This window comes from Microbacterium sp. ZW CA_36 (genome assembly GCF_044987475.1).
GTDB lineage: Bacteria > Actinomycetota > Actinomycetes > Actinomycetales > Microbacteriaceae > Microbacterium.
In genome coordinates this window covers 1-21,889 of the sequence record NZ_JBJDRL010000066.1, presented here as the reverse complement: position 1 = coordinate 21,889, position 21,889 = coordinate 1, and the positions used below count along the sequence as shown (strand labels likewise).

The following is a 21,889-nucleotide window of genomic DNA, read 5'->3' as shown; positions in this document are numbered from 1 at the left end:
GCGCCAGCAGAGCCTCCACGTGGTCGGTCCAGTCGTCGGCGTCCGGTGGATGGAAGTAGTTCTCGTCGAGCCATTCCGGATCCGGATGCCGGAACCGGCGCGCGACGACGTCCTCCTCGCTCGCGAGCAGGTCGGCGTCGGCGAGCGTCTCGTTGATCAGCTGCGGCGAGACGCCGTACGTGTCGAGGGCGATGACGGGGATGCCGCGCGCGATCGCCTCGATCGCGGCGGTCGAGCTGACGGTGACGAGGCCCTCCGCGGTCGCGAGGGCCTTACGCATCGGGGCCGTCGAGGTGACGAGATTCGGCGGCAGCGGACCGAGGGCGGCGAGCAGCTCGGGGTAGCCGTCCTGCTCGACGTGCGTCTGATGCTCACCGGTCGCGGCCCGCAGCTTCAGCACCACCCGCCGCGACGGGTCGGCCTCGGCCGCACGCACGAGCATCCGGGCGATCCCCAGACGCTCAGCGCGTTCGGCGGGCACCTTGGCCTGCGCGGCGAAGACGAGATCGCCGCCTGCTCCCCTGCTCGCACCGGTGGCCGACCCCGACACGCGCGCGCCGCGGGCGAACGGCAGCGTGGCGAGGGCGTAGCGGTGCGCGTACCCGGTGCGCACCGACAGCGCGCCGAACTCCCGCACCTCGCGCCGTGAGTGCACCACGAAGAGGTCGCACTGCAGCCGGTAGACGACGGCCCGGCGCGTGGCCGGGATCGAGATCCCCGGGAGACCCGTCACGACGACCGGTCGCTGCGGCAGCGCCGCGATCTCACGGGCCAGCACACGCACCAGCGGACCGCGCCCTCCCAGTACGACCACGTCTGCCCCCAGCTCGGCGAGACGAGCGCCCAGCCGGCCGTACGAGACGCGCTCCACGCGCTCGCGCGGAAGGCGGCTGCCGCTGAGGGCCGAGGCGAGCTGCCCGTCGCTGACGACCAGGGGCGTCTCGAGCACCAGCAGCGCGGCATCCCATCGCTTCGCGACGCCGCCGAGGAGCGCCGCCGCCCACTTCACGTAGGAGTCGGTGTCGGCGATCGCGACGACGCGTGGCCTGCCGTCGCCCGGCGCGTGCGGACTCACGCGGGGACGCGGCGCAGCTTCGCCATGGGCGCGAGCTCACCGGGGTAGACACGCTTGACGCCGTCGCCGAGCGCTGCCTCGATGACGCGGATGTCGCGCACCAGGTGCTGCAGGCCCGCCGGCTCGAGCGACGCCGCATGGTCGGAGCCCCACATCGTGCGGTCGAGGGTGATGTGCCGCTCGACCGCGACCGCGCCCAGCGCGACCGCGGCGAGCGAGATCTGAAGCCCGCGCTCGTGTCCCGAATAGCCGACGGGTACACCCGGGTAGCGATCGCGCAGGGCCGGGATCATGCGGATGTTCGCCTCTTCGGGCTCCATCGGATAGGTCGAGGTCGCGTGCATGAGTACGAGGCGGTCGGTGCCGAGCACCTCTATCGCCGCGTCGATCTGCTCGCTCGTCGACATGCCGGTCGACAGGATGACGGGCTTGCCGGTGTCGCGCAGCGCCTGGAGCAGCTCCACGTCGGTGAGCGACGCCGAGGCCACCTTGTGCGCGACGACGCCCAGGTCTTCGAGGAAGGCGACGCTCGGCACGTCCCACGGCGACGCGAACCACTCGAGGCCGCGCAGCAGCGCATGGTCCGAGATCTCGATGTACTGCTCGCGGTCGAACTCGACGCGGCGACGGTACTCGAGGTACGTCATCCGACCCCACGGCGTGTCGCGCGGGATGTCGCGCATGTGCTCGGGGGTGGCGATCTCCGGCGTGCGCTTCTGGAACTTCACGGCGTCCGCGCCGGCATCGGCGGCGACATCGATGAGCCGCTTGGCGAGTTCGACGTCGCCGTTGTGGTTGAGACCGATCTCGGCGATGACGTAGGCGGGACGCCCGCCTCCGACGACGCGGGATCCGATGGTGACGGTCATGAGGCCTCCAGTGGTGCAGTGGGGTGATCGGATGCTTCGCCTCGCCCGGCCGGGCCTGCGGCCGCACGAAGGACGGACCCGGCGGTCGAGGACGCGCCCGCGAGCACGCGCTCGGCGAGATCGCGCACGGCGCCGTCGCCGCCCCGGCGGTCGAGGACGACGCGCGCGGCGGAGAGGACGAGGGGGTGGGCGTCGGGCACCGCCACCGGCCACCCGACGAGCTCGAGGCAGGCGAGGTCGTTGACGTCGTTGCCGAGGTACGCGATCCGCGACAGCGCGATGCGCTGGTCGTCGGCCCACTCACGCAGCACGGCCGCCTTGTCGGCCGCGGCCTGGCGCACCTCGACGCCGAGCTTGCGCGCGCGGGCCGCGACGACGGGATTCGCCTCGGTGGACAGGATCAGGACGGGGATGCCGGCGGCACGCAGCAACGAGACGCCCATGCCGTCCGATCGGCTCACGGTCACCGATTCGAGGCCGTTCTGGTCGACGCGCACGGTGTCGTCGGTATGGACCCCGTCGAAATCCGTCACGACGGCGTCGACCGAGATCGCCCGATCGCCCCGGGCGTTCCGGTCGACGACGGCTGCGAGCCGCCGCGCGAGCTCCAGCTCGTGGACGGTGTCGATCTCGATCGCTGTGCGCGGGTCGACCTCGGCGATGCCGACGCTGCCGAAGAACCGGTGCTGGGCCACCCGGAAGCCCGCGGCGCGCACCACGTAGAACCCGCCGGTCTCGAGGTAGTGGGGTTCCCGATCCTGCCGGCGCGGCCGCACGTCGATCTCGTGGTTGACCGGCTCGGCCGCGTCGCCGATGCCCTTCTCCCACAGGAAGCCGTAGGTCTCGACCGCCGAGAACACGCTGTCGCGACGCCGCGATCGCACGAGCTGCACGGCCGCGGTGAGCGCCTCGACGTCGATGAACGGCGAGGTGGCCTGCAGGAACGCGACCACGCCCACGTCGACCTTGCGCTCCTCGAGGGTGTCGAGGGCGTGGAGCAGGGCCGTCTCGCTCCGCGCCTCGTCGCCCGACAGGTCGACGGGCCGCTCGACGATCTCGGCGCCCCATTCCGCGGCGACCGCGGCGATGTCGGCGTCGTCGGTCGTCACGACGACCCGGTCGATCGCCGGGCACCTCCGCGCCGCCTCGACCGCGCGCGCCACGAGCGGCACGCCGCCGACGCGCTGCAGGTTCTTTCGCGGGATGCCCTTCGAGCCGCCGCGCGCGGGGATGATCGCCACCGTCTCGCTCATGCGGCTGCCGTCCGCGCTGAGCGGCGCGCGCGTCCGCTGCGTCCGATCACATCGGTGAACACCGTCGACCCGGTTCCCGCGAGCACGAGGGGAAGCGTCGTGGTCGTGCTCGACGGCAGCGTGTGCACGTCGAGCGGCTGCCGGGCTCCGGCCAGCACGAGCTCCACCGGCAGTCCGGTCTGATGGATACGCAGCTCGGGCACCGTCGCGACGGCGTCGAGCTGCTCGGGCGACTCCCTGCGGTGCGGGAGGTACACGGCGCCGCCGGCCGCGGCATCCCGCACCCACCGCACGTAGTCGATCAGCATCATGCGTCCGTCGACCGGGAGCGCACTGCCGAGCACGATGCGGCGGCCGAGCGCCGGTGCGGCGGGCGCGGCGGCCCGCGTCCACGAGAAGTCATGGCGCCGGATGCCGAATCCGCGGTCGGCGAGGGCGTCGAGGCGATCCTCGCCGAGGTCGAACGCCGTGAACATGCCGGCGCGTCGCGATACCGCCCGGCGATGCACGAGCTCGGCGGCGAACGGGGCGACGGCGGTGGTGAGCCCCCGCTCTGCGACGTTCGGACGCGCGTAGGGACGGCGGCCCAGCAGGGCGTCAGCGTAGGCGATGGCGTACGCGCCGTCGTCGAGGAACGTGATGCGGTGCGGGCGGAGCACGGCGGCGGCGAGCCGGAACTGCCCCGAGAAGCCGTCGCCGACGAGCCAGTGGCGGTGACGGGGGAGCAGGCTCCACGGGATGCCGAGGTACGGCGCCAGCTCGCCGAAACGTGCGCCGCGCGCGAGCAGCTCGTCCGCGGTGGCGGAGATCTGCGGGGTCAGCCGTCCGGCGACGGGCACGGTCGTGCGGTGCGACGCAGCCCACTCGGCGGCGCCGATCAGCTGCAGGGGCGACTCGACCCAGGCCAGCACATCCTCGCGACCCATGGCGTCTCCTCTCGCGGCCGTGCCCTCGCAAGGGGCTCACGGCTGTCTCCCCACGGTGGGTGCGAGACGTGAACGCGACGGGTGCCGACGGGCGACGCTCGCCGGTCCGGCAGATGAACGACAGGTGTCGCCGCGCGCTCGTGCGGGCGTCGGAGCCGCATGCCAGGATGAACGCGTGACCGACCGCCTGATGCTGCTCGATTCCGCATCCCTCTACTTCCGCGCGTTCTACGGGGTGCCCGACACGGTGCGCGCCCCGGACGGCCGGCCCGTCAACGCGGTGCGCGGATTCCTCGACATCATCACGCGGCTGGTGACGACCTACCGTCCGACGCACCTCGTGGCGTGCTGGGACGACGACTGGCGGCCGCAGTGGCGCGTGGACCTGATCCCGACGTACAAGACGCATCGCGTCGCCGAGGTCGTCGCCGGCGGCCCCGACGTCGAAGAGGTGCCCGATCCCCTCGAGGTGCAGGTGCCCGTGATCCGCGAGGCGCTCGACGCCCTCGGCATCCGCATCGTCGGAGCGGCGGCCCACGAGGCCGACGACGTCATCGGCACGCTCGCGACGACCGCCACCATGCCCGTCGACATCGTGACCGGCGACCGTGATCTCTTCCAGCTCGTCGACGACGCGCGCGACGTCCGCGTCGTGTACACCGCCCGCGGCATGAGCAACCTCGAGGTGCTCACTGACGCCGCGGTCGTCGCCAAGTACGGCGTGCTGCCGTCGCAGTACGCCGACTTCGCCACCCTCCGCGGCGACTCCTCGGACGGCCTGCCCGGTGTCGCCGGCATCGGCGAGAAGACCGCGGCCGGGCTGCTGGCGACCTTCGGCGATCTCGAGGGGATCATCGCCGCCGCCGAGCTCGGCGGGGGGATGTCCGCCGGCGTGCGATCGAAGGTGCTCGCGGGCCTGCCCTACCTCGCCGTCGCCCCACAGGTCGTGGCCGTCGTCCGCGACCTGCCGCTCGAGGTGCCCGATTCTCGGCTGCGTCCGCTCGACGAGCGGGCGAAGACGGATGCCGCGGCCCTCGCCGAACGCTGGGCGCTCGGCACCGCGATGACGCGCATCGTCGACGCGCTCGACGCCGTCTGATCAGGCGGGTCAGGCGCCGCGATCGCGTCCCGTCCACTCACGGAGCCGCGACAGCGGCCACGTCGTGACGATGCGCTCCGGCGGCACGCCCAGCCGCTCGGCGCGCTCGGCGCCGTAGTCGAGCAGCGAGAGCTGCCCGGGCGCGTGCGCGTCCGAGTCGATCGAGAAGAGGCATCCGATCTCCAGCGCCAGGGTCATCAGCTCATCGGGCGGGTCCTGGCGCTCGGGCCGGGAGTTGATCTCGACCGCGACGCCGTGCGCCTCGCACGCCTCGAACACCGCACGCGCATCGAACGTCGAGGGCGGTCTCGTCCCCCGGGAGCCCTCGACGAGCCGGCCCGTGACGTGGCCGAGCACGTCGGTGTGCGGATCCGACACCGCGGTGACCAGCCGCCTCGTCATCGGCCCGCGCTCCATCCGCAGCTTCGAATGGGCCGAGGCCACGACGATGTCGAGCCGCTCGAGCATCTCGCTCTCCTGGTCCAGCGAGCCGTCCTCGAGGATGTCGACCTCGATGCCCGACAGGAGCGTGAAGCCGTCGCCGCTCATCCCCGCGACCACCTCGAGCTGCGCGCGCAGGCGCTCCGAGGAGAGACCGTTCGCCACCCGCAGCCGCGGCGAGTGGTCGGTGAGCGCGAGGTACTCATGGCCGAGCGCCCGCGCGGCCTCGACCATCAGGTCGATGGAGGTGAGACCGTCCGACCAGTCGCTGTGCGCGTGCAGATCGCCGCGCAGCAGCGGTCGCAGCGTCGAGGCGCGCTGCACGCCGGCCCGCTCGCGCAGATCGACGAGGTAGCCGGGCACCTCGCCGCCCAGCGCCTGCTGGATCACCGCGAAGGTGGATTCGCCGATGCCCTTGCGCCGGCGCAGGGCTGCGGAGTCCCGCAGCTCCGCGTCGGTCACACCCTCGATGGCGTCGGCCGCCGCCCGGAACGCCTTCGACTTGTACCGCGACGACCGCTCCCGTTCGAGCAGCGTCGCGATCTCGGTGAGCGCGTCGTGGGGGTTCACGTCGTGTACGGCGGCCTGGTCAGACGACGTTCGCCCGCTTGATCACCACCGGCACGCTCGCCAGCCGGTGGATCGCCCAGCCGAACAGGATCGCCAGCACGCCCATGCCGGCGGCGAACAGCGCGACGCCGTACGCGACGACCGAGGTGAACAGCGAGGCGCGCAGGAACGACGCCTGCATCACCGTCGCGCGCACCGGATCGTCCTGGTCGAGCTCGGCGTACGTCTTGCCGTCCGACGCCTCCAGCGCGTGGTGGTTGATGATGTCGGCCTGGACGTACGCGGTGAAGGGCCCGGTCACCTGCTGGCCCTGGAACGCCGCAGCGTCGTCGGGAATCGTGATGTTCTCCGCCATCAGCTGGTTGGTGACGCCGATCCATGCGATCACCCCCACCACGATCAGCAGGACGCCGCCCACGATGCCGAGGATCCCGATCGCCTTCACCAGCCCGACCTTCTTCTCGGGAGGCTCGATCACATCGGCGGTGCGGGGCTCTTCCTGACTCATGCGTCCTCCTCGATCACGGGTGCGTTGTGGCACACGCTATCGGCGCCCCCCGGCGCGACGGAAGACCGCGCGCGGTGCAGAAGCGGCGTGTCGGCGTCAGCGCGCGAACGCCTTCGTGGCCTCGACCCAGCGCTCGAGCGTCGCCGTGGCCGCGCCCGAGTCGATCGCGGCCGCGGCGTCGTCGCGGGCCTCTGCGAGCCGCTCGAGGATCGGTCGCTGCACCTGAGCGGCGTCACGGAACAGCCGGTACGCGACGATGCCGGCCGCCGCGTTGAGCAGGACGATGTCGCGCACCGGCCCTTGCTCGCCGCCGAGCACGCGGTGCACGACTGCGGCGTTGTGCGCGGGATCGCCGCCGAGAAGGTCGTCGATGTCCGCCAGCGGGATGCCGAGGTCGCGCGGGTCGAGGTCGTGCTCGTGGATGTCGCCGCGGCTGACCTCCCACAGCCGGCTGTGCCCGGTCGTGGTGAGCTCGTCCAGGCCGTCGTCGCCGCGGAAGACGAGCGCCGTCGCGCCGCGGGTCTGGAACACGCCGGTGATGAGCGGCACCCGGTCGAGGTGCGCGACGCCGACGGCGTTCGCCTCGGCCCGCGCAGGGTTGCACAGCGGCCCGAGGAAGTTGAACACGGTCGGCACGCCGAGCTCGCTGCGCGTCGCGCCGGCGTGCTTGAAGCCGGGGTGGAATGCGGCCGCGAACGCGAATGTGATGCCGGCCCGCGAGAGCGTCTCGGCGACGGCGTCCGGTGAGAGCGTGAGGTCGATGCCGAGCGCGCCGAGCACGTCCGACGAGCCCGACGACGAGCTGGCCGCCCGGTTGCCGTGCTTGACGACGGGGATTCCGGATGCCGCGGCCACGAGCGCCGCCATCGTGGAGACGTTGACGGTGCCGAAGCGGTCGCCTCCGGTGCCGACGATGTCGAGCACCGCAGCGTCGACGGGCAGCGGCAACGCCGCCTCGAGGATCGCGTCGCGGAAGCCGACGATCTCGTCGACCGTCTCGCCCTTGGCGCGCAGCGCGACCAGGAATCCGCCCAGCTGGGAAGGCGTGGCGCTGCCCGACATGATCTGGCGCATCGCCCACGTCGACTCCGAGACGCTGAGGTCGCGCCGCTCCAGCAGCGTGGTGAGGATTCCCGGCCAGGTGTACAGCTCCGCCATAACCGAGAAGCCTAGCCGGGCACGCGAATCGGAACCTTTTCGTGACACGGCGTCCCGCCTCGTGCGATTCTGCGTCTTCACCACGTGTTCACGGCAGAGTCGCAGGGTCCTCTTAGGCTCCCCTAAGTTCCAGCACGGGTGAAGACATGCCCTCCGATGCGAAAATCACGGCCCTGAATCGGCCATAATGGGGAGCGTGACGACCTCCACAGCGACCTACTCCCAGGCCATGCGGTCCGTCAAGCGGCCGGATCCGGTCGCTGTCGGAACCATCGTGTGGCTCGGCAGCGAGGTGATGTTCTTCGCCGGCCTGTTCGCGATCTACTTCACCCTGCGCAGCACCTCGCCCGAACTGTGGGCGCAGGAGACGCAGCTGCTGAACATCCCCTACGCGACCGTCAACACGATCATCCTGGTGCTGTCCTCCGTGACGTGCCAGATGGGCGTGTTCGCCGCCGAGCGCTTCCAGCCGTATTCGCTGAAGAAGCGCGGCTGGCTCGGCTGGGGCATGGTCGAGTGGTTCTGGCTCACCTTCGCGCTCGGCGCGATCTTCGTCTCGGGCCAGGTGTGGGAGTACGCCCAGCTCGTCGCCGAGGGCATGCCCATCAGCGCGAACTCGTACGCCTCGGCGTTCTACCTCACCACCGGCTTCCACGCCCTCCACGTCACGGGCGGCCTCATCGCCTTCCTACTCGTGATCGGCCGCGCGTACGCCGTCAAGAACTTCGGGCGCAAAGAGATGACGTCCTCGATCGTCGTGTCGTACTACTGGCACTTCGTCGACGTCGTCTGGATCGCCCTGTTCCTCGTCATCTACTTCCTCAAGTGAGAGCGGAGCTGTAACCCGAAATGGCACGAGAGTCCACGCGCCGCTCGAAAGGCCGCCGCAGCCCCTGGGCCGCAGCCGCACTGATCGGCATCGGCCTGCTCATCACCGGCGGCGTCTACGCCGGGGCATCCGCCGCGATGGCGGCGACGACACCTGAGACGGTGACCAACTCCGCGCTCACCGCCGAGGACGGCAAGAAGCTGTTCCAGGCGAACTGCGCCACCTGCCACGGCCTGGACGTGCAGGGCACCGAAGACGGTCCGTCGCTGTACGGCGTCGGCGAGCTCGCGGTGCACTTCCAGATGAGCACCGGTCGTATGCCGCTGCAGATGCAGGGGCCCCAGGCTCCGCAGAAGCCGGCTCAGTTCACCGACGAGCAGATCGCCGCGGTGGGCGCCTACATCCAGTCCATCGCCCCCGGTCCCACCTACCCGGACGACGAGGTGCTGGACGGCGAGGGCAACGCGTCGGAGGGCGGCGAGCTCTTCCGCATCAACTGCGCGATGTGCCATAACGTCGCCGGCGCCGGCGGTGCGCTCACCGAGGGCAAGTACGCACCGAACCTGCACACGACGACTCCGCTCAACATGTACGCGGCGATGGTCACCGGACCGCAGAACATGCCGGTGTTCAACGACATGACGCTGACCACCGAAGAGAAGCGCGACGTCATCACCTACCTGCTCTATCTGCAGGACAACGAGTCGGCCGGCGGATTCACGCTCGGCTCGCTCGGCCCCGTCTCCGAGGGCCTCTTCATCTGGATCTTCGGGATCGGTTCGCTGATCGCCATCACCGTGTGGATCACGGCGAAGTCCAACTGATCTACGTACGACACACGCAACACTGACGAGGAGCAGCATGGCCCACGAGGACGACCCGCTCGAGCACGAGAGGGCTTCCTGGAAGCCCTCCCCCGGGCTCGCCGTCGCGGTCCCCGACCCGGTGCACAACCCTGGCCTCCCGCCGCATCGCGAGCGGATGACAGACAAGGATCCCGCTTCGATGAAGCGGGCGGTCCGGGGCGTCTACACGCTCTTCTACCTGTCGATCGCCGGCAGCATCTGGGCCATCGCGGCGTACATGCTGTTCCCGATCGAGAGCGGGCGGATCGTCGACATCCGCAACAACAACCTCTTCATCGGTCTCGGCATCGCCTTCGCCCTGCTGGCGATCGGCGTCGGCGCGATCCACTGGTCCAAGGCCGTCATGTCCGACCGGGAGTTCGTCGAGCCCCGTCACGCCACGCGTGGTCGCGACACCACGCGTGAGGCCGCGATCAAGGCCTTCGCCGACGCGGATGCCGAGTCCGGCTTCGGCCGTCGCGTGATGATCCGCAACTCGCTGATCGCCGCACTCGTCGCCTCGGTCGTCCCGGGCGTGGTGCTGTTCCGCGGACTCGCACCGTTCAACTCGCCCGAGAAGCCGCACGCGGGCGACCCGGTGTACCTCCTCGAGCACACCATGTGGAAGGAGGGCATGCGCCTGGCGCACGACCCTTCGGGCGAGCCCATCCGCGCTGCGGACCTCACCCTCGGCTCCGCCGTGCACGTGATCCCCGAGGCTCTGGCCGAGGTGTCGCACAGCGAGGGCTACCTCGACGAGAAGGCCAAGGCGATCGTCCTCCTGGTCCGTCTGCTCCCCGAGCAGCTGGTCGAGTCCGAGGAGCGCAAGGAGTGGTCGTACAACGGCATCGTCGCGTACTCCAAGGTGTGCACGCACGTCGGCTGCCCGGTGGCCCTGTACGAGCAGCAGACGCACCACCTCCTGTGCCCCTGCCACCAGTCGCAGTTCGACGTCACCGACCACGCGAAGGTCCTCTTCGGACCGGCCGCGCGTCCTCTGCCGCAGCTGCCCATCACCGTCGACGACGAGGGCTACCTCATCGCGAGGAGCGACTTCAACGAGCCCGTCGGCCCGAGCTTCTGGGAGCGTCATTGAGCACCTCAACCGTCACCGAGCAGCCTGAGGCTCCTCCCGCGGCGCCCGTGTCGCCGAACGGGCGCGACAAGCCCCTCGGCGGCCGCTTCATCGGCGCCACCGCGAACTACATCGACGAGCGCACGAGCCTCTCGGGCTTCGTCAAGGAGCTCGGCCGCAAGATCTTCCCCGACCACTGGTCGTTCATGCTCGGCGAGATCGCTCTGTGGGCGTTCGTCGTCGTGCTGCTCTCCGGCACGTTCCTGACGTTCTTCTTCCAGGCGTCGATGGTCGAGACGCACTACAACGGCGCGTACATCCCGATGCGCGGCATCGAGATGTCGGCCGCCATGGCATCGACCCTCGAGATCTCGTTCGACCTCCGCGGCGGTCTCCTGGTTCGCCAGATGCACCACTGGGCCGCCCTCGTGTTCATCGCCGGGATCGGCGTGCACATGCTGCGCGTCTTCTTCACCGGTGCGTTCCGCAAGCCGCGCGAGCTCAACTGGGTGATCGGCTTCATCCTCTTCATCCTGGCGTTGGGCGAGGGCTTCACGGGCTACTCGCTCCCCGACGACGTGCTGTCGGGCAACGGCCTGCGCATCATCGACGGCATGGTCAAGGGCATCCCGATCATCGGCACGTGGACCTCGTTCCTGCTGTTCGGCGGGCAGTTCCCGGGCGACGCGATCGTCGGGCGCCTGTACACCCTGCACATCCTTCTGCTGCCTGCGATCCTGGTCGGCCTGCTCGTCGTCCACCTCATGCTGATGGTGATCAACAAGCACACGCAGTTCGCGGGCGCCGGGCGCACCAACAGCGTCGTCGTGGGCTACCCGATGATGCCGGTGTACATGTCCAAGATGGGCGGGTTCCTGTTCATCACGTTCGGCGTGATCGTGCTCATCGCCTCGCTGTTCACGATCAACCCGATCTGGAACTACGGCCCCTACGACCCGTCCCCCGTCTCCGCCGGAACCCAGCCCGACTGGTACATCGGCTTCGCGGACGGCGCGCTGCGACTGGTGCCGCCGGGCTGGGAGTTCGTCTTCCTCGACCGCACGTGGTCGTTCAACATCCTCGTGCCGCTGGCCGTCCTCGGTCTGTTCATCGTCCTCGTGCTGATCTACCCCTTCATCGAGTCGTGGGTCACCGGCGACAAGCGCGAGCACCACATCGCACAGCGTCCCCGCAACGCCGCGACGCGCACCGCCATCGGTGCCGCCGGTGTCACGTTCTACGCAGTGCTCTGGGCCGCGGCGGCCTCCGACATCATCGCCACGCACTTCTGGCTGACGATGGAGGGAGTCATCCACACGCTGCAGGCGCTGCTGATCATCGGACCGGTGATCGCGTACTTCGTGACGAAGCGCATCTGCGTCGCGCTGCAGAAGAAGGATCGCGAGATCGCCCTGCACGGCTACGAGTCGGGACGCATCGTCCGCCTGCCCGGTGGCGAGTACATCGAGGTGCACCAGCCCGTCGACGAGTACGAGCGCTTCAAGCTCGCCGACTTCGACACCTACGAGCCGCTCGTGGTCCGCCCGAACGCTCAGGGACGCATCCCGTGGCATGAGAACCTCCGCGCGTCCATCTCGCGCTGGTTCTTCGAGGACCGCCTCACGCCGGTCTCGCAGAGCGAGCTCGACGCGGCGCTGGCACATCAGCACCACGAGCTCGGCCACATCGCCGAGGAGGAGGACCTCGAGATCCAGGGTGCGCACGAGCGCGCCGGTGTCCCGGATGCCCCGCACAAGCCGATCGACGACGGCAGGAACAGCGAGGTGCCGGTGCGCCCCTCGAACGTCATCGTGCCCGAGCCGGAGCAGGGAACGAAGTCGCCGAAGAACCGCGAGAAGGAGTCCGACCAGTAGGTCGTCTCCGCTGCGCCGCCGGATGCCCCGGCACGATCACCAGGATCGTGCCGGGGCATCCGGCATTGTCGTCGCCGGCACGACGCATGCTGCTCGCTCCCCCGTCGCGGGCGGTCTCCCGGAACGGCAGGAATCGCACGCCCTCTGACCGCGCATCCCCGATCGCGCAGCACAGCGCTGTCGTACCGTGGGTTCATGACCGACGCGCTCTCCTACTTCTCCGCCAAGCTCGCCCTCGAGACGGACGCATCCGATGTGTACGCCGCGCAGAAGGACGGGGAGCGGTTCATCCTCGTGGATGTCCGCGGTGACGAGGCATGGGCGCAAGGGCGCATCCGTGGGGCCGTTCACATGCCCTATCGAGAGATCGCCGAGCGCGCGCCGCGCGAGATCGACGCCGCGACACCGGTGGTCGTGTACTGCTGGAGCCCTGGCTGCAACGCCGGCGCGAAGGGTGCGCTCGAGTTCGCGAAGCTCGGCTATGCCGTCAAGGAGATGATCGGCGGCTACGAGTACTGGGTGCGTGAAGGGCAGCCGACCGAGAACGACGAAGGCGAACTCCCCCGCGTGTTCGACTCACAGGTGATGGTCGTCCGCACGAAGGTGGAGAGCTGACCGGCCGCCTCAGGCCGACTCGAGCCCTTCCATGTACCGCGTGGCGGCCGATCCGTAGAACGACGTCTGGCCGAACGCGCCCGCGCTGTCCAGCGCGGGATCGACGACGTCGCACACCACGACGGTGACGTTGTCCCGGCTGCCGGTGTCCAGCGCGAGGGCCACGCACGCCGCGGCGGCCGCCGCCGCATCGCCGATGCCGTTCAGGATCGCGCGGATGTCGGCATCCGGAACGTAGTCGGTGAGGCCGTCGCTGCACAGCATCCAGCGATCCCCGACCGGCGCGTCGAAGGCTGTCACCACCGCGGAGTCGCGCTCGGCGCCGCTGAGCGACGCGGTGATGAGGTTGCGGCGCGGGTGGGAGGCGGCCTCGGCGATCGAGACCAGTCCCTGGTCGACGAGCGCCTGTACGAGCGAGTCGTCGCGGCTCATCTGGGTGAGCTCCGTCCCGCGCAGCCGGTAGGCGCGAGAGTCGCCGGTGTGTGCGAGCAGCACCCCGCCGTCGCGGTCGGCGAAGAGGCCCGTGAACGTCGTCGCCATGCCGCTCAGCGACGGATCGCGCTCGACGTGGGCGCGGAGATCCCAGTTGGCCGAACGCACGCTGTCGGCCAGCTGCACCGGCTCGAGTCCGTCCAGCCGGCCCGCCGCGAGGCGATGGACGAAGGTGGCCGAGGCCAGGTCGCCGGCGGGACCGCCGCCGACGCCGTCTGCGACCGCCGCACCCCACGGCGCCGTGAACGCGGCGTCCTGGTTGGTCGCGCGGTGCGGGCCGGTGTCGGAGCAGGCGGCGGCATGCAGACGTGCCCGGAGGCCCGTCATGAACGGGCCTCCGGGCACGTCGTGCGGAAGGTCACGCGGAGCGTCGGCTCGCCGATCAGCGGGCGAAGTATCCGCGGTAGTACTCGTACACCCAGCCGACGATCGCCACGACGAAGACGCCGATGCCGATGGGCATGAGCCACGCGCCCACCGCCAGGCCGATCATGCCGAGCGCCGCCGAGAAGGCGAGCACGATGGGCCACCACGACCACGGGCTGAACTCGCCGAGCTCCGGGTCACCGTCGTCGATGTCGGCGGTGAGGACGTCCTCGGGCAGCTCGCCGCCCTGGGCGTTGTGCACCCGACCGATGTAGAACGCGATGAGTGCGCCCATGAGCGCCGTGAACAGCAGTGCCACGCTGCCGACCCATTCGATGCCCTGGTACCACGGCACGTCGGGGTGGGCGATGATGCTCCAGCCGGTGTAGACGGCTCCCACGAACAGGAAGAACGCGGACAGCAGCCACCAGAGTCCGGTGTTGGTGCGCACCTTACTTCACCTCTCCCTCGGCGAGGTCGGCAACCGGGGCTTCGGGCGCGTCCTTGGCCGGACCGACGCCGACCGGGATGCCCGCCTCGGGGTGGTTCAGGTCGAATGCGGGCCGCTCGCTGCGGATGCGCGGGATCGACGTGAAGTTGTGACGCGGCGGCGGGCACGAGGTCGCCCACTCGAGCGATGCGCCGTAGCCCCACGGGTCGTTGACGGTCACTCGCGGCGCCTTGCGCGAGGTGATCCACACGTTGAAGAGGAACGGGATCATCGACGCGCCGAGGATGACAGCGCCGATCGTCGACACCTGGTTCTGCCAGGTCCAGCCGTCCGCTTCCGAGTAGTCCGCGTAGCGGCGCACCATGCCGTCGACGCCCAGCCAGTGCTGGATGAGGAACGTCATGTGGAAGCCGATGAACAGCATCCAGAAGTGCACGTAGCCGAGGCGCTCGTTGAGCATCCGCCCCGTCCACTTGGGCCACCAGAAGTAGAAGCCGGCGAACATCGCGAACACGACCGTGCCGAAGACCACGTAGTGGAAGTGCGCCACGACGAAGTACGAGTCCGACAGGGCGAAGTCCAGCGGCGGCGAGGCGAGGATGACGCCCGTGAGACCACCGAAGACGAACGAGACGAGGAAGCCGAGTGCGAAGACCATCGGGGTCTCGAACGTCACGGAGCCTCGCCAGAGCGTGCCGATCCAGTTGAAGATCTTCACGCCGGTGGGCACCGCGATGAGCATCGTCATGAGGGCGAAGAACGGCAGCAGCACCGCGCCGGTCACGTACATGTGGTGAGCCCACACGGCGACCGAGAGCGCCGCGATCGCGATCGTCGCGTAGACGAGCGTCTTGTAGCCGAAGATCGGCTTGCGGCTGAAGACCGGGAAGATCTCCGACACGATGCCGAAGAACGGCAGCGCGATGATGTACACCTCGGGGTGACCGAAGAACCAGAACAGGTGCTGCCACAGCAGCACGCCGCCGTTGGCCGGGTCGTAGATGTGAGCACCGAGCACACGGTCGGCCGCGGCGGCGAGGATGGCGGCGGCCAGCACCGGGAACGCCATCAGGACCAGGATGCTGGTGATCAGCGTGTTCCACGAGAAGATCGGCATGCGCCACATGGTCATGCCCGGCGCGCGCATCGTGATGATGGTCGTGATGAAGTTGACCGCGCCGAGGATCGTGCCGAAGCCGCTCATGCCGAGGCCGAGCATCCAGAGGTTTCCACCCGCGCCCGGAGAGAAGCTGGCGTTGGCGAGCGGCTGATACGCGAACCATCCGAACGACGCCGCGCCCTGCGGGGTGAGGAATCCGGCGACGGCGATCGTCGATCCGAACAGGAACAGCCAGAAGGCGAACGCGTTGAGACGCGGGAACGCGACATCCGGCGCACCGATCTGCAGCGGCAGGATCGCGTTCGCGAAGCCCGCGAACAGCGGCGTCGCGAACATCAGCAGCATGATCGTGCCGTGCATCGTGAAGAGCTGGTTGTACTGCTCCTTCGTCGGGATGATCTGCATCCCGGGCTCGAAGAGCTCCGCACGGATGATCAGCGCCATCACTCCGCCGAGGAGGAAGAAGATGACGGACGAGATGAGGTACAGGTAGCCGATCGTCTTGTGGTCGGTGGAGGTGATCCACTTGACGATGATGTTGCCCTTCTGCTCGACGCGCGAAGCGCTGAGCAGAGCGGCCTGACGCGGCGGCAGGGTGGTCGGGCGACCCTGCGTCGTCTCCTGGAGCGGAAGCGTCGTCGCCATGATCAGTGGTCTCCCTCTTCGTCTGACGCCTCGCCCGTGGCGCCCGTCCCGGGCGCATTCTGCAGGCGGTCATAGGCGTCGTTGATGTCACCGGTCTGGCCGGCTTCGCGCAGCGAGTCGAGGTAGTCCTCGTACTCCTCCGGGCTCACGACATCCACGTTGAACAGCATCATCGAGTGGTACTCGCCGCACAGTTCGGCGCACTTGCCGTTGTACGTGCCCTCGCGGGTCGGCGTGAAGGACCAGTAGTTGTCCTTGCCGATGTACATGTCCTTCTTGTACAGGAAGTCGATGATCCAGAAGGAGTGGATGACATCGCGCGACTGCAGCTTGATCTTGACCGTCTCGCCGACAGGCAGCACCAGGGTCGGGAGCTCGCTGATGACGTCGCCGCGCTCGTCCGTCTGGGCCTGGACGCCCATGGTCCACACGGTGTCGTCGTCGGTCTCGCCGTCGTACTGGAAGTCCCACGACCACTGCTTGCCGATCGCCGTGATCGACACGTCGGGGTCGTCGTACTGCGTCTCGAGGACCGTCTGGTCGCGTGCCGTGAAGGCGAAGAAGCCGATGACGAGGATGAGCGGCACGATCGTGTAGAAGATCTCGATCGGCATGTTGTAGCGCAGCTGGACGGGAAGCCCCATCTGGCCCTTGCGACGCCGGTAGGCGATCGCCGCCCAGCCCATGAGGCCCCACGTGACGACGCCGACGGCGAGCAGGACGATCCACGAGTTGACCCAGAGGCCCGCGACCATGTCGGTGTGATTCGTGGCCGGCTGGCCGTCTTCGGTGAACCCGGGGAGGAAGCCGTGCAGCTCGGTCGGGGTGCATCCGGCGAGGACTGCTGCCGTTGCGATCCCGAGCGGGAGAACGGCCCAGCGGATACGGCGTTTCGAAGGCACGGTGCACCTTTCCGATCACGAACAGGACTCTCGCCAGTCTAGGGCAAGCGTCCAGGGGATTCAGGCCATCCGCCCAGGTTGGATCGTGTCCCAGGGATCAAAAAAGGCGGGCCCGGGCGCCATTCGAAGCGCGCCGGACCCGCCGGAAAAGTGTCGGATCCGAGACCGATCAGTGGAAGCTGTCGCCGCAGGCGCACGAGCCCGCCGCGTTGGGGTTGTCGATGGTGAACCCCTGCTCCGAGATGGTGTCCTTGAAGTCGATCGTGGCGCCGTCGAGGTACGGAACGCTCATGTCGTCGATGATCACCTCGACGCCGTTGAAATCGACGGTCTTGTCGCCGTCGAGGTAGCGCTCGTCGAAGTACAGCTGGTAGATCAGGCCGCTGCAGCCGCCGGGCTGCACGGCGACGCGCAGGCGCAGGTCGTCGCGGCCTTCCTGCTCGAGCAGGTTCCTGACCTTGCCGGCGGCGGCGTCGGTCAGCAGCACGCCATGCTCACGGGCGGTCAGCTCGGTCGTCAGTGCGGTGTCGGTCATGGCACTCCTCCGGAAGGGCCGCCCGGATCGTTCATCATCCACTGCGGGCGGCGGGATGCGTCGATTCTACGCGTGCCCGCCGGGAGGAGGCTCCGAGATCGGCGTGTCCACGCCGATCTCGGAGACGGCCTACGCCTGCGCGGTACGCGCGTCGAGCTTCTCGAGCAGCAGCGCCTCGGCCAGGACGGCGTTGCGGAAGGTCTCCAGGTGCAGCGACTCGTTCGGGCTGTGCGCCTTCGCGTGGGGGTCCTCGACACCCGTCACGAGGATCTGCGCGCCCGGGAACTCCCGCACCAGGTCGGCGATGAAGGGGATGGACCCGCCGACGCCGATGTCCACGGACTCGACGCCGTATCCCTCGTGCAGCGCCTCGCGCGCCGCCTCGACGGCCCAGCCCGAGGTGTCCACGAGGAACGCGTCGCCGAAGTCCTGGTCGCTGAACTCCAGCTGGGCGCCGAACGGCGCGTGCGCGCGCAGGTGCGCCTCGATGGCGGCGTACGCGTCGCGTGCGGCCTGACCGGGCGCGATGCGGGCGCTGATGACGACCGAGATCTCGGGGCTCAGCGTGTTCGACGCGTTGACCACGGTGGGCGCGTCGATGCCGGTCACCGTGATCGACGGCTTGTTCCAGATGCGGCTGAGGATCGTGCCCCGGCCGACCGGCGAGACGCCCGCCGGTAGCCCGGCCTCGTCGCGCAGCGTCTCCTCGCTGTACGGCGGGGTGTCGGCATCCCGTTCCGTCAGGCCCGCCACGGCGACCGCCCCGTCGTCGTCCCACAGCGTGGAGAGCAGCTTGACGGTCGCCATCATCGCGTCGGGCACGGCTCCCCCGAACATGCCGGAGTGCGACGCGTGCTCGAGCGTGCGCACCCGCAGCGTGAAGCGGGAGTTGCCGCGCAGCGACACCGTCAGCGCGGGCGTCTTCGCGTCCCAGTTGCCCGAGTCCGCGACGACGATCACGTCGGCGCGGAGGGCGTCCGCGTTGTCGGAGAGGAACTGCGCGAACGAGCGCGATCCCGCCTCCTCCTCACCCTCGAAGAACAGGGCGACACCGAGGTCGAAGTCCTCGCCGAGGGCCTCCTTGAGCGCGCGGAGCGCGGCGAGGTGCGCCATGATGCCGGCTTTGTCGTCGGCGGCGCCCCGGCCGTACAGCCGGCCGCCGCGGATCGTCGGCTCGAAGGGCGACGACTCCCACAACGACTCGTCGCCGACGGGCTGGACATCGTGGTGCGCGTACAGCAGGATCGTCGGCCGGCCGTTGCGGGCGGCGCGCGTGGCCACGACGGCAGGGCTGCCCCGCTCCCCCGTGGCCGGGATGACAGCCGAACGGATCTCGACGGTCTCGAACAGTCCGGTGTCGCGCACCAGCCCGGCGACCGCCTCGGCGCTGCGCTGCACCTCTGCGGGGTCGAACCCGGGGAATGCGACGGACGGGATGCGCACCAGCGTCCCGAGATCGGCGAGTGCGGAAGGGATGCCGGATGCCGCGGCGTCGCGCACAGCATCCTGTCGGGAGAGGTCAGAGCTCATGCGGGTAATCTTAAGTGCACCCCTACTCCGCACATCGAGGATCATCCGTGGCCAAGACACCTGCAGCACCTTCGTCCAACGACGCACCGTCGGAGGGCACCGCGCTGAACGGCGTCCCCCTCGGCGGTCCCTCGCCCAAGGGACGCCCCACTCCTTCCCGCGCCGAGCAGGAGGCCGCGCGCAAGCGCCCCCTCGTCGCCGACACGAAGGAGGCGAAGGCCCGCGCGAAGGCCGACCTCGCCACGCAGCGCGAGAAGGCCCGCATCGGCATGGCCAACGGCGACCAGCGCTACCTCCCCGCGCGCGACCAGGGCCCCCAGCGCAAGTTCGTGCGTGACTGGGTCGACGCCGGCTGGCACCTGGGCGAGGCGGTCATGCCCGCGATGGTGCTCGTGATCCTGGCGACGTTCCTTCCCATCCCAGCGCTGCAGTACTACGCGTTCGTGGGCCTCTGGATCTTCATCTTCTTCGTGATCGGCGACATGGTGATCACGTCGATCACGGTCAAGCGCGCGGTGAAGAAGAAGTTCGGCGAGGGCAAGGCGGAGAAGGGTCTCGGCTGGTACGCCGCCATGCGGACCGTGCAGATGCGGTTCCTGCGCCTGCCGAAGCCGCAGGTCAAGCGCGGCCAGAAGCCCGCCTGATCACAGGACGTCCTGGGCCGGACTGCCTCAGCGGCGCGCGGCCAAACCGCGGTTGATCTGCCGTGCCCACAGCGGCCCGCGGTAGAGGAAGGCCGCCCGCCTGATCACAGGACGTCCTGGGCCGGACTGCCTCAGCGGCGCGCGGCCAAACCGCGGTTGATCTGCCGTGCCCACAGCGGCCCGCGGTAGAGGAAGGCCGTGTAGCCCTGCACCAGCGTGGCGCCGGCATCCAACCGCTCCTGCACGTCGGCGGCGGTCTCGACCCCGCCGACGGAGATCACCGCGAAGTCGGCCGGCACCGTCTCGCGCAGGAGGCGCAGCACCTCGAGCGCGCGCGTCTTCAGCGGCGCCCCCGACAGGCCGCCGTCGCCGGCCGCGGCGATCGTGGGCGGGTCGGTGACGAGGCCCTCGCGAGAGATCGTCGTGTTGGTCGCGATGATGCCCGCGAGCCCCGCATCGACGGCGAGCTGCGCGATCGCGACGACCTCGTCGTCAGAGAGATCGGGCGCGATCTTCACCAGCAGCGGCGTCACGCCTGCTGCCGCGCGCACGGCGTCCAGCAGCGGGCGCAGCGTCTCGACCGCCTGCAGGCCGCGCAGACCGGGCGTGTTCGGCGACGAGACGTTGACGACGAGGTAATCGGCCAGCGGCGCCAGCAGGGTCGCACTTCGGACGTAGTCCGCCGTCGCATCGGCGACGTCGACCACCCGGCTCTTGCCGATGTTGACGCCGAGCACCGTACGACGTGAGCGCTTGCGCAGGCGCCGCAGACGTGCCGCCGCCGCCTGGGCGCCGTGGTTGTTGAACCCCATGCGGTTCACGACGGCGCGATCGGGGATGAGCCGGAAGAGCCTCGGGCGCGGGTTCCCGTCCTGCGGGATCGCCGTCACCGTCCCGACCTCGACGTGACCGAATCCCAGCGCGTGCAGGCCCGCGGCGCCGGTGACATCCTTGTCGAAGCCTGCGGCGACGCCGAACGGCGAGTCGAACGTGAGCCCCAGCGCCGTGGTCGCGAGCTCGGGCGCCGGCCGGGTGATCGCGCGTGCGACCCACGAGAAGGGCGGCACACCCAGGACGCGGATCACGACCATCGCGGCGTGGTGGGCGGACTCGGGATCCATGCGCGACAGCACGGTGCGGAAGAGGAGGGGATACATCCCTCCTAGGCTATCCGGTCACTCCCCCGCGGCCGCCGCGCTGTCCTCGTGTGCGGGCGCGCGCCCGTGGTCGACGCGCAGCTGCTCGATCGCCGCCTCGAAGTCCTCGAGCGAGTCGAAGGCCTGGTAGACGCTCGCGAACCGCAGGTAGGCGACCTCGTCCAGGTCACGCAGCGGCCCGAGGATCGCCAGCCCGATCTCGTTGGCGTCGAGCTGCGAGGCGCCGGTCTGGCGGATGCTCTCCTCCACCGTCTGCGCGAGTACCGCGAGATCGACATCCGTCACGGGTCTCCCCTGACAGGCCTTACGCACGCCCGACATGACCTTCTCGCGGCTGAACGGCTCGATCACGCCGGAGCGCTTGATCACGTTGAGGCTGGCGGTCTCGATCGTCGTGAAGCGGCCGCCGCACTGGGGGCACTGACGCCGGCGACGGATGCTGAGACCGTCGTCGCTGGTGCGCGAGTCGATGACGCGCGAATCGGCGTGGCGGCAGAACGGGCAGTGCATGGCAGAGACAGCCTACGCCGGGAATCCGGCCTCAGTCCTCGAACCGAGCCGTGATCGCCTCGCCGTGCGCGGGAAGCGCCTCGGCTTCGGCCAGCGTCACGATGGCGTCGCGGACGACCGCGAGGGCGTCGCGGTCGTACTCGATGACCTGCTGCGGACGCAGGAACGTCGCGGCCGACAGACCCGCCGAGTACCGCGCCTGCCCGCCGGTCGGGAGCACGTGGTTGCTTCCGGCGAGGTAGTCGCCGAGGCTCACCGGCGAGTCGGCGCCGACGAACACCGCGCCCGCGTGCACGAACTCCTCCGGGCGGGGGTCGGCGAGGTGCAGCTCCAGGTGCTCGGGCGCGTAGGCGTTGCTGAACGCCGTCGCGGCGGCGAGGTCGTCCACGAGGACGATCGC

The 21,889-nt window shown here is 69.7% G+C and carries 23 protein-coding genes; 7 read left to right on the top strand and 16 right to left on the bottom strand.

Going from position 1 to position 21,889, the window contains the following annotated elements:
- From ACI3KX_RS18850 to ACI3KX_RS18835, 4 genes are all read right to left on the bottom strand, one after another.
- Window positions 1–1,075: DUF6716 putative glycosyltransferase (locus tag ACI3KX_RS18850; protein ID WP_404910692.1), on the bottom strand; the 1,075-nt coding region annotated here is incomplete at its 3' end.
- Window positions 1,072–1,944, bottom strand: a complete 873-nt coding sequence (locus ACI3KX_RS18845) for an N-acetylneuraminate synthase family protein (RefSeq protein WP_349427709.1) — start codon at window positions 1,942–1,944, stop codon at window positions 1,072–1,074. The genes ACI3KX_RS18850 and ACI3KX_RS18845, both read right to left, overlap by 4 nt.
- Window positions 1,941–3,197: a cytidylyltransferase domain-containing protein gene (locus ACI3KX_RS18840; protein ID WP_404910691.1), complete on the bottom strand. Its 1,257-nt coding sequence runs from the start codon at window positions 3,195–3,197 to the stop codon at window positions 1,941–1,943. The genes ACI3KX_RS18845 and ACI3KX_RS18840 overlap by 4 nt, the downstream gene beginning before the upstream one ends.
- On the bottom strand, window positions 3,194–4,123 hold the full coding sequence (locus tag ACI3KX_RS18835) for a hypothetical protein (RefSeq protein WP_404910690.1): 930 nt from the start codon (window positions 4,121–4,123) through the stop codon (window positions 3,194–3,196). The genes ACI3KX_RS18840 and ACI3KX_RS18835 overlap by 4 nt, the downstream gene beginning before the upstream one ends.
- Window positions 4,124–4,298: 175 nt before the next feature.
- On the opposite strand from ACI3KX_RS18835, the gene ACI3KX_RS18830 reads away from it, so the two are divergent.
- Window positions 4,299–5,222 (top strand): 5'-3' exonuclease H3TH domain-containing protein, encoded by a 924-nt coding sequence (locus ACI3KX_RS18830; protein WP_404910689.1) that lies wholly within the window; start codon window positions 4,299–4,301, stop codon window positions 5,220–5,222.
- Window positions 5,223–5,231: 9 nt separating this feature from the next.
- Here ACI3KX_RS18830 and ACI3KX_RS18825 read toward each other — a convergent pair whose 3' ends face one another.
- The 3 genes from ACI3KX_RS18825 to trpD all read right to left on the bottom strand — a co-directional run bounded on the left by ACI3KX_RS18825 (window position 5,232) and on the right by trpD (window position 7,899).
- Window positions 5,232–6,233, bottom strand: coding sequence for a PHP domain-containing protein (locus ACI3KX_RS18825; RefSeq protein ID WP_404910688.1), 1,002 nt, complete (start codon window positions 6,231–6,233; stop codon window positions 5,232–5,234).
- Between the two features lie 19 nt (window positions 6,234–6,252).
- Window positions 6,253–6,741: an aromatic ring-opening dioxygenase LigA gene (locus tag ACI3KX_RS18820; RefSeq protein ID WP_363357523.1), complete on the bottom strand. Its 489-nt coding sequence runs from the start codon at window positions 6,739–6,741 to the stop codon at window positions 6,253–6,255.
- Window positions 6,742–6,837: 96 nt separating this feature from the next.
- Complete coding sequence (trpD, locus tag ACI3KX_RS18815) at window positions 6,838–7,899, bottom strand: anthranilate phosphoribosyltransferase (protein WP_404910687.1); 1,062 nt, start codon at window positions 7,897–7,899, stop codon at window positions 6,838–6,840.
- Between the two features lie 187 nt (window positions 7,900–8,086).
- Between trpD and ACI3KX_RS18810 the strand changes: the two genes are divergently transcribed.
- The 5 genes from ACI3KX_RS18810 to ACI3KX_RS18790 all read left to right on the top strand — a co-directional run bounded on the left by ACI3KX_RS18810 (window position 8,087) and on the right by ACI3KX_RS18790 (window position 13,137).
- Window positions 8,087–8,728, top strand: coding sequence for a heme-copper oxidase subunit III (locus tag ACI3KX_RS18810; protein WP_349427716.1), 642 nt, complete (start codon window positions 8,087–8,089; stop codon window positions 8,726–8,728).
- A 20-nt stretch (window positions 8,729–8,748) separates the two neighbouring features.
- A complete protein-coding gene (locus ACI3KX_RS18805) occupies window positions 8,749–9,552 on the top strand; it encodes a cytochrome c (protein WP_363357525.1) in 804 nt (267 codons plus the stop codon).
- Window positions 9,553–9,589: 37 nt separating this feature from the next.
- Entirely contained in the window at window positions 9,590–10,669 is a 1,080-nt protein-coding gene (locus tag ACI3KX_RS18800) for a Rieske 2Fe-2S domain-containing protein (protein ID WP_363357526.1), read from the top strand.
- Complete coding sequence (locus ACI3KX_RS18795) at window positions 10,666–12,522, top strand: cytochrome bc complex cytochrome b subunit (protein WP_404910686.1); 1,857 nt, start codon at window positions 10,666–10,668, stop codon at window positions 12,520–12,522. Before ACI3KX_RS18800 ends, ACI3KX_RS18795 begins: the two co-directional genes overlap by 4 nt.
- Window positions 12,523–12,717: 195 nt before the next feature.
- Entirely contained in the window at window positions 12,718–13,137 is a 420-nt protein-coding gene (locus ACI3KX_RS18790; RefSeq protein WP_404910685.1) for a rhodanese-like domain-containing protein, read from the top strand.
- A 9-nt stretch (window positions 13,138–13,146) separates the two neighbouring features.
- On the opposite strand, the gene ACI3KX_RS18785 is transcribed toward ACI3KX_RS18790, so the two are convergent.
- From ACI3KX_RS18785 to ACI3KX_RS18760, 6 genes are all read right to left on the bottom strand, one after another.
- Complete coding sequence (locus ACI3KX_RS18785) at window positions 13,147–13,956, bottom strand: PP2C family protein-serine/threonine phosphatase (protein ID WP_404910684.1); 810 nt, start codon at window positions 13,954–13,956, stop codon at window positions 13,147–13,149.
- Between the two features lie 55 nt (window positions 13,957–14,011).
- Complete coding sequence (locus tag ACI3KX_RS18780; protein ID WP_349427721.1) at window positions 14,012–14,446, bottom strand: cytochrome c oxidase subunit 4; 435 nt, start codon at window positions 14,444–14,446, stop codon at window positions 14,012–14,014.
- A 1-nt stretch (window position 14,447) separates the two neighbouring features.
- The gene (gene ctaD / locus ACI3KX_RS18775) at window positions 14,448–16,211 is read right to left on the bottom strand and encodes a cytochrome c oxidase subunit I (protein ID WP_363357529.1); all 1,764 of its coding nucleotides are present in this window, start codon (window positions 16,209–16,211) and stop codon (window positions 14,448–14,450) included.
- Window positions 16,212–16,213: 2 nt separating this feature from the next.
- Window positions 16,214–17,113 carry a cytochrome c oxidase subunit II gene (gene coxB, locus ACI3KX_RS18770; RefSeq protein ID WP_363357530.1) on the bottom strand — a complete coding sequence of 300 codons (900 nt, stop codon included), beginning with the start codon at window positions 17,111–17,113 and terminating at the stop codon, window positions 16,214–16,216.
- A 169-nt stretch (window positions 17,114–17,282) separates the two neighbouring features.
- Entirely contained in the window at window positions 17,283–17,648 is a 366-nt protein-coding gene (gene erpA / locus ACI3KX_RS18765; protein ID WP_404910683.1) for an iron-sulfur cluster insertion protein ErpA, read from the bottom strand.
- A 129-nt stretch (window positions 17,649–17,777) separates the two neighbouring features.
- Window positions 17,778–19,178: a dipeptidase gene (locus ACI3KX_RS18760; protein WP_404910682.1), complete on the bottom strand. Its 1,401-nt coding sequence runs from the start codon at window positions 19,176–19,178 to the stop codon at window positions 17,778–17,780.
- A 47-nt stretch (window positions 19,179–19,225) separates the two neighbouring features.
- Here ACI3KX_RS18760 and ACI3KX_RS18755 point away from each other — a divergent pair, with 47 nt between their 5' ends.
- Window positions 19,226–19,822, top strand: coding sequence for a DUF3043 domain-containing protein (locus tag ACI3KX_RS18755; protein ID WP_363357532.1), 597 nt, complete (start codon window positions 19,226–19,228; stop codon window positions 19,820–19,822).
- A gap of 131 nt (window positions 19,823–19,953) precedes the next feature.
- Here the strand turns inward: ACI3KX_RS18755 and ACI3KX_RS18750 are convergent, their stop codons facing one another.
- The 3 genes from ACI3KX_RS18750 to ACI3KX_RS18740 all read right to left on the bottom strand — a co-directional run.
- Window positions 19,954–20,979, bottom strand: a complete 1,026-nt coding sequence (locus ACI3KX_RS18750; RefSeq protein ID WP_404910681.1) for a quinone-dependent dihydroorotate dehydrogenase — start codon at window positions 20,977–20,979, stop codon at window positions 19,954–19,956.
- Between the two features lie 18 nt (window positions 20,980–20,997).
- On the bottom strand, window positions 20,998–21,489 hold the full coding sequence (gene nrdR / locus ACI3KX_RS18745) for a transcriptional regulator NrdR (protein ID WP_404910680.1): 492 nt from the start codon (window positions 21,487–21,489) through the stop codon (window positions 20,998–21,000).
- Between the two features lie 31 nt (window positions 21,490–21,520).
- The coding region (locus ACI3KX_RS18740; protein WP_404910679.1) for a histidinol dehydrogenase at window positions 21,521–21,889 on the bottom strand (369 nt) is incomplete at its 5' end.

Coding starts and splice junctions, on each gene's coding strand:
- ACI3KX_RS18835 (WP_404910690.1), bottom strand. CDS start 4,123: ATGGGTCGCGAGGATGTGCTGGCCTGGGTCGAGTCGCCCCTGCAGCTG.
- erpA (WP_404910683.1), bottom strand. CDS start 17,648: ATGACCGACACCGCACTGACGACCGAGCTGACCGCCCGTGAGCATGGC.
- trpD (WP_404910687.1), bottom strand. CDS start 7,899: ATGGCGGAGCTGTACACCTGGCCGGGAATCCTCACCACGCTGCTGGAG.
- ACI3KX_RS18750 (WP_404910681.1), bottom strand. CDS start 20,979: ATGTATCCCCTCCTCTTCCGCACCGTGCTGTCGCGCATGGATCCCGAG.
- ACI3KX_RS18845 (WP_349427709.1), bottom strand. CDS start 1,944: ATGACCGTCACCATCGGATCCCGCGTCGTCGGAGGCGGGCGTCCCGCC.
- ACI3KX_RS18840 (WP_404910691.1), bottom strand. CDS start 3,197: ATGAGCGAGACGGTGGCGATCATCCCCGCGCGCGGCGGCTCGAAGGGC.
- ACI3KX_RS18810 (WP_349427716.1), top strand. CDS start 8,087: ATGGGGAGCGTGACGACCTCCACAGCGACCTACTCCCAGGCCATGCGG.
- ACI3KX_RS18800 (WP_363357526.1), top strand. CDS start 9,590: ATGGCCCACGAGGACGACCCGCTCGAGCACGAGAGGGCTTCCTGGAAG.
- ACI3KX_RS18805 (WP_363357525.1), top strand. CDS start 8,749: ATGGCACGAGAGTCCACGCGCCGCTCGAAAGGCCGCCGCAGCCCCTGG.
- ACI3KX_RS18790 (WP_404910685.1), top strand. CDS start 12,718: ATGACCGACGCGCTCTCCTACTTCTCCGCCAAGCTCGCCCTCGAGACG.
- ACI3KX_RS18760 (WP_404910682.1), bottom strand. CDS start 19,178: ATGAGCTCTGACCTCTCCCGACAGGATGCTGTGCGCGACGCCGCGGCA.
- nrdR (WP_404910680.1), bottom strand. CDS start 21,489: ATGCACTGCCCGTTCTGCCGCCACGCCGATTCGCGCGTCATCGACTCG.
- ACI3KX_RS18785 (WP_404910684.1), bottom strand. CDS start 13,956: ATGACGGGCCTCCGGGCACGTCTGCATGCCGCCGCCTGCTCCGACACC.
- ctaD (WP_363357529.1), bottom strand. CDS start 16,211: ATGGCGACGACGCTTCCGCTCCAGGAGACGACGCAGGGTCGCCCGACC.
- ACI3KX_RS18820 (WP_363357523.1), bottom strand. CDS start 6,741: ATGAGTCAGGAAGAGCCCCGCACCGCCGATGTGATCGAGCCTCCCGAG.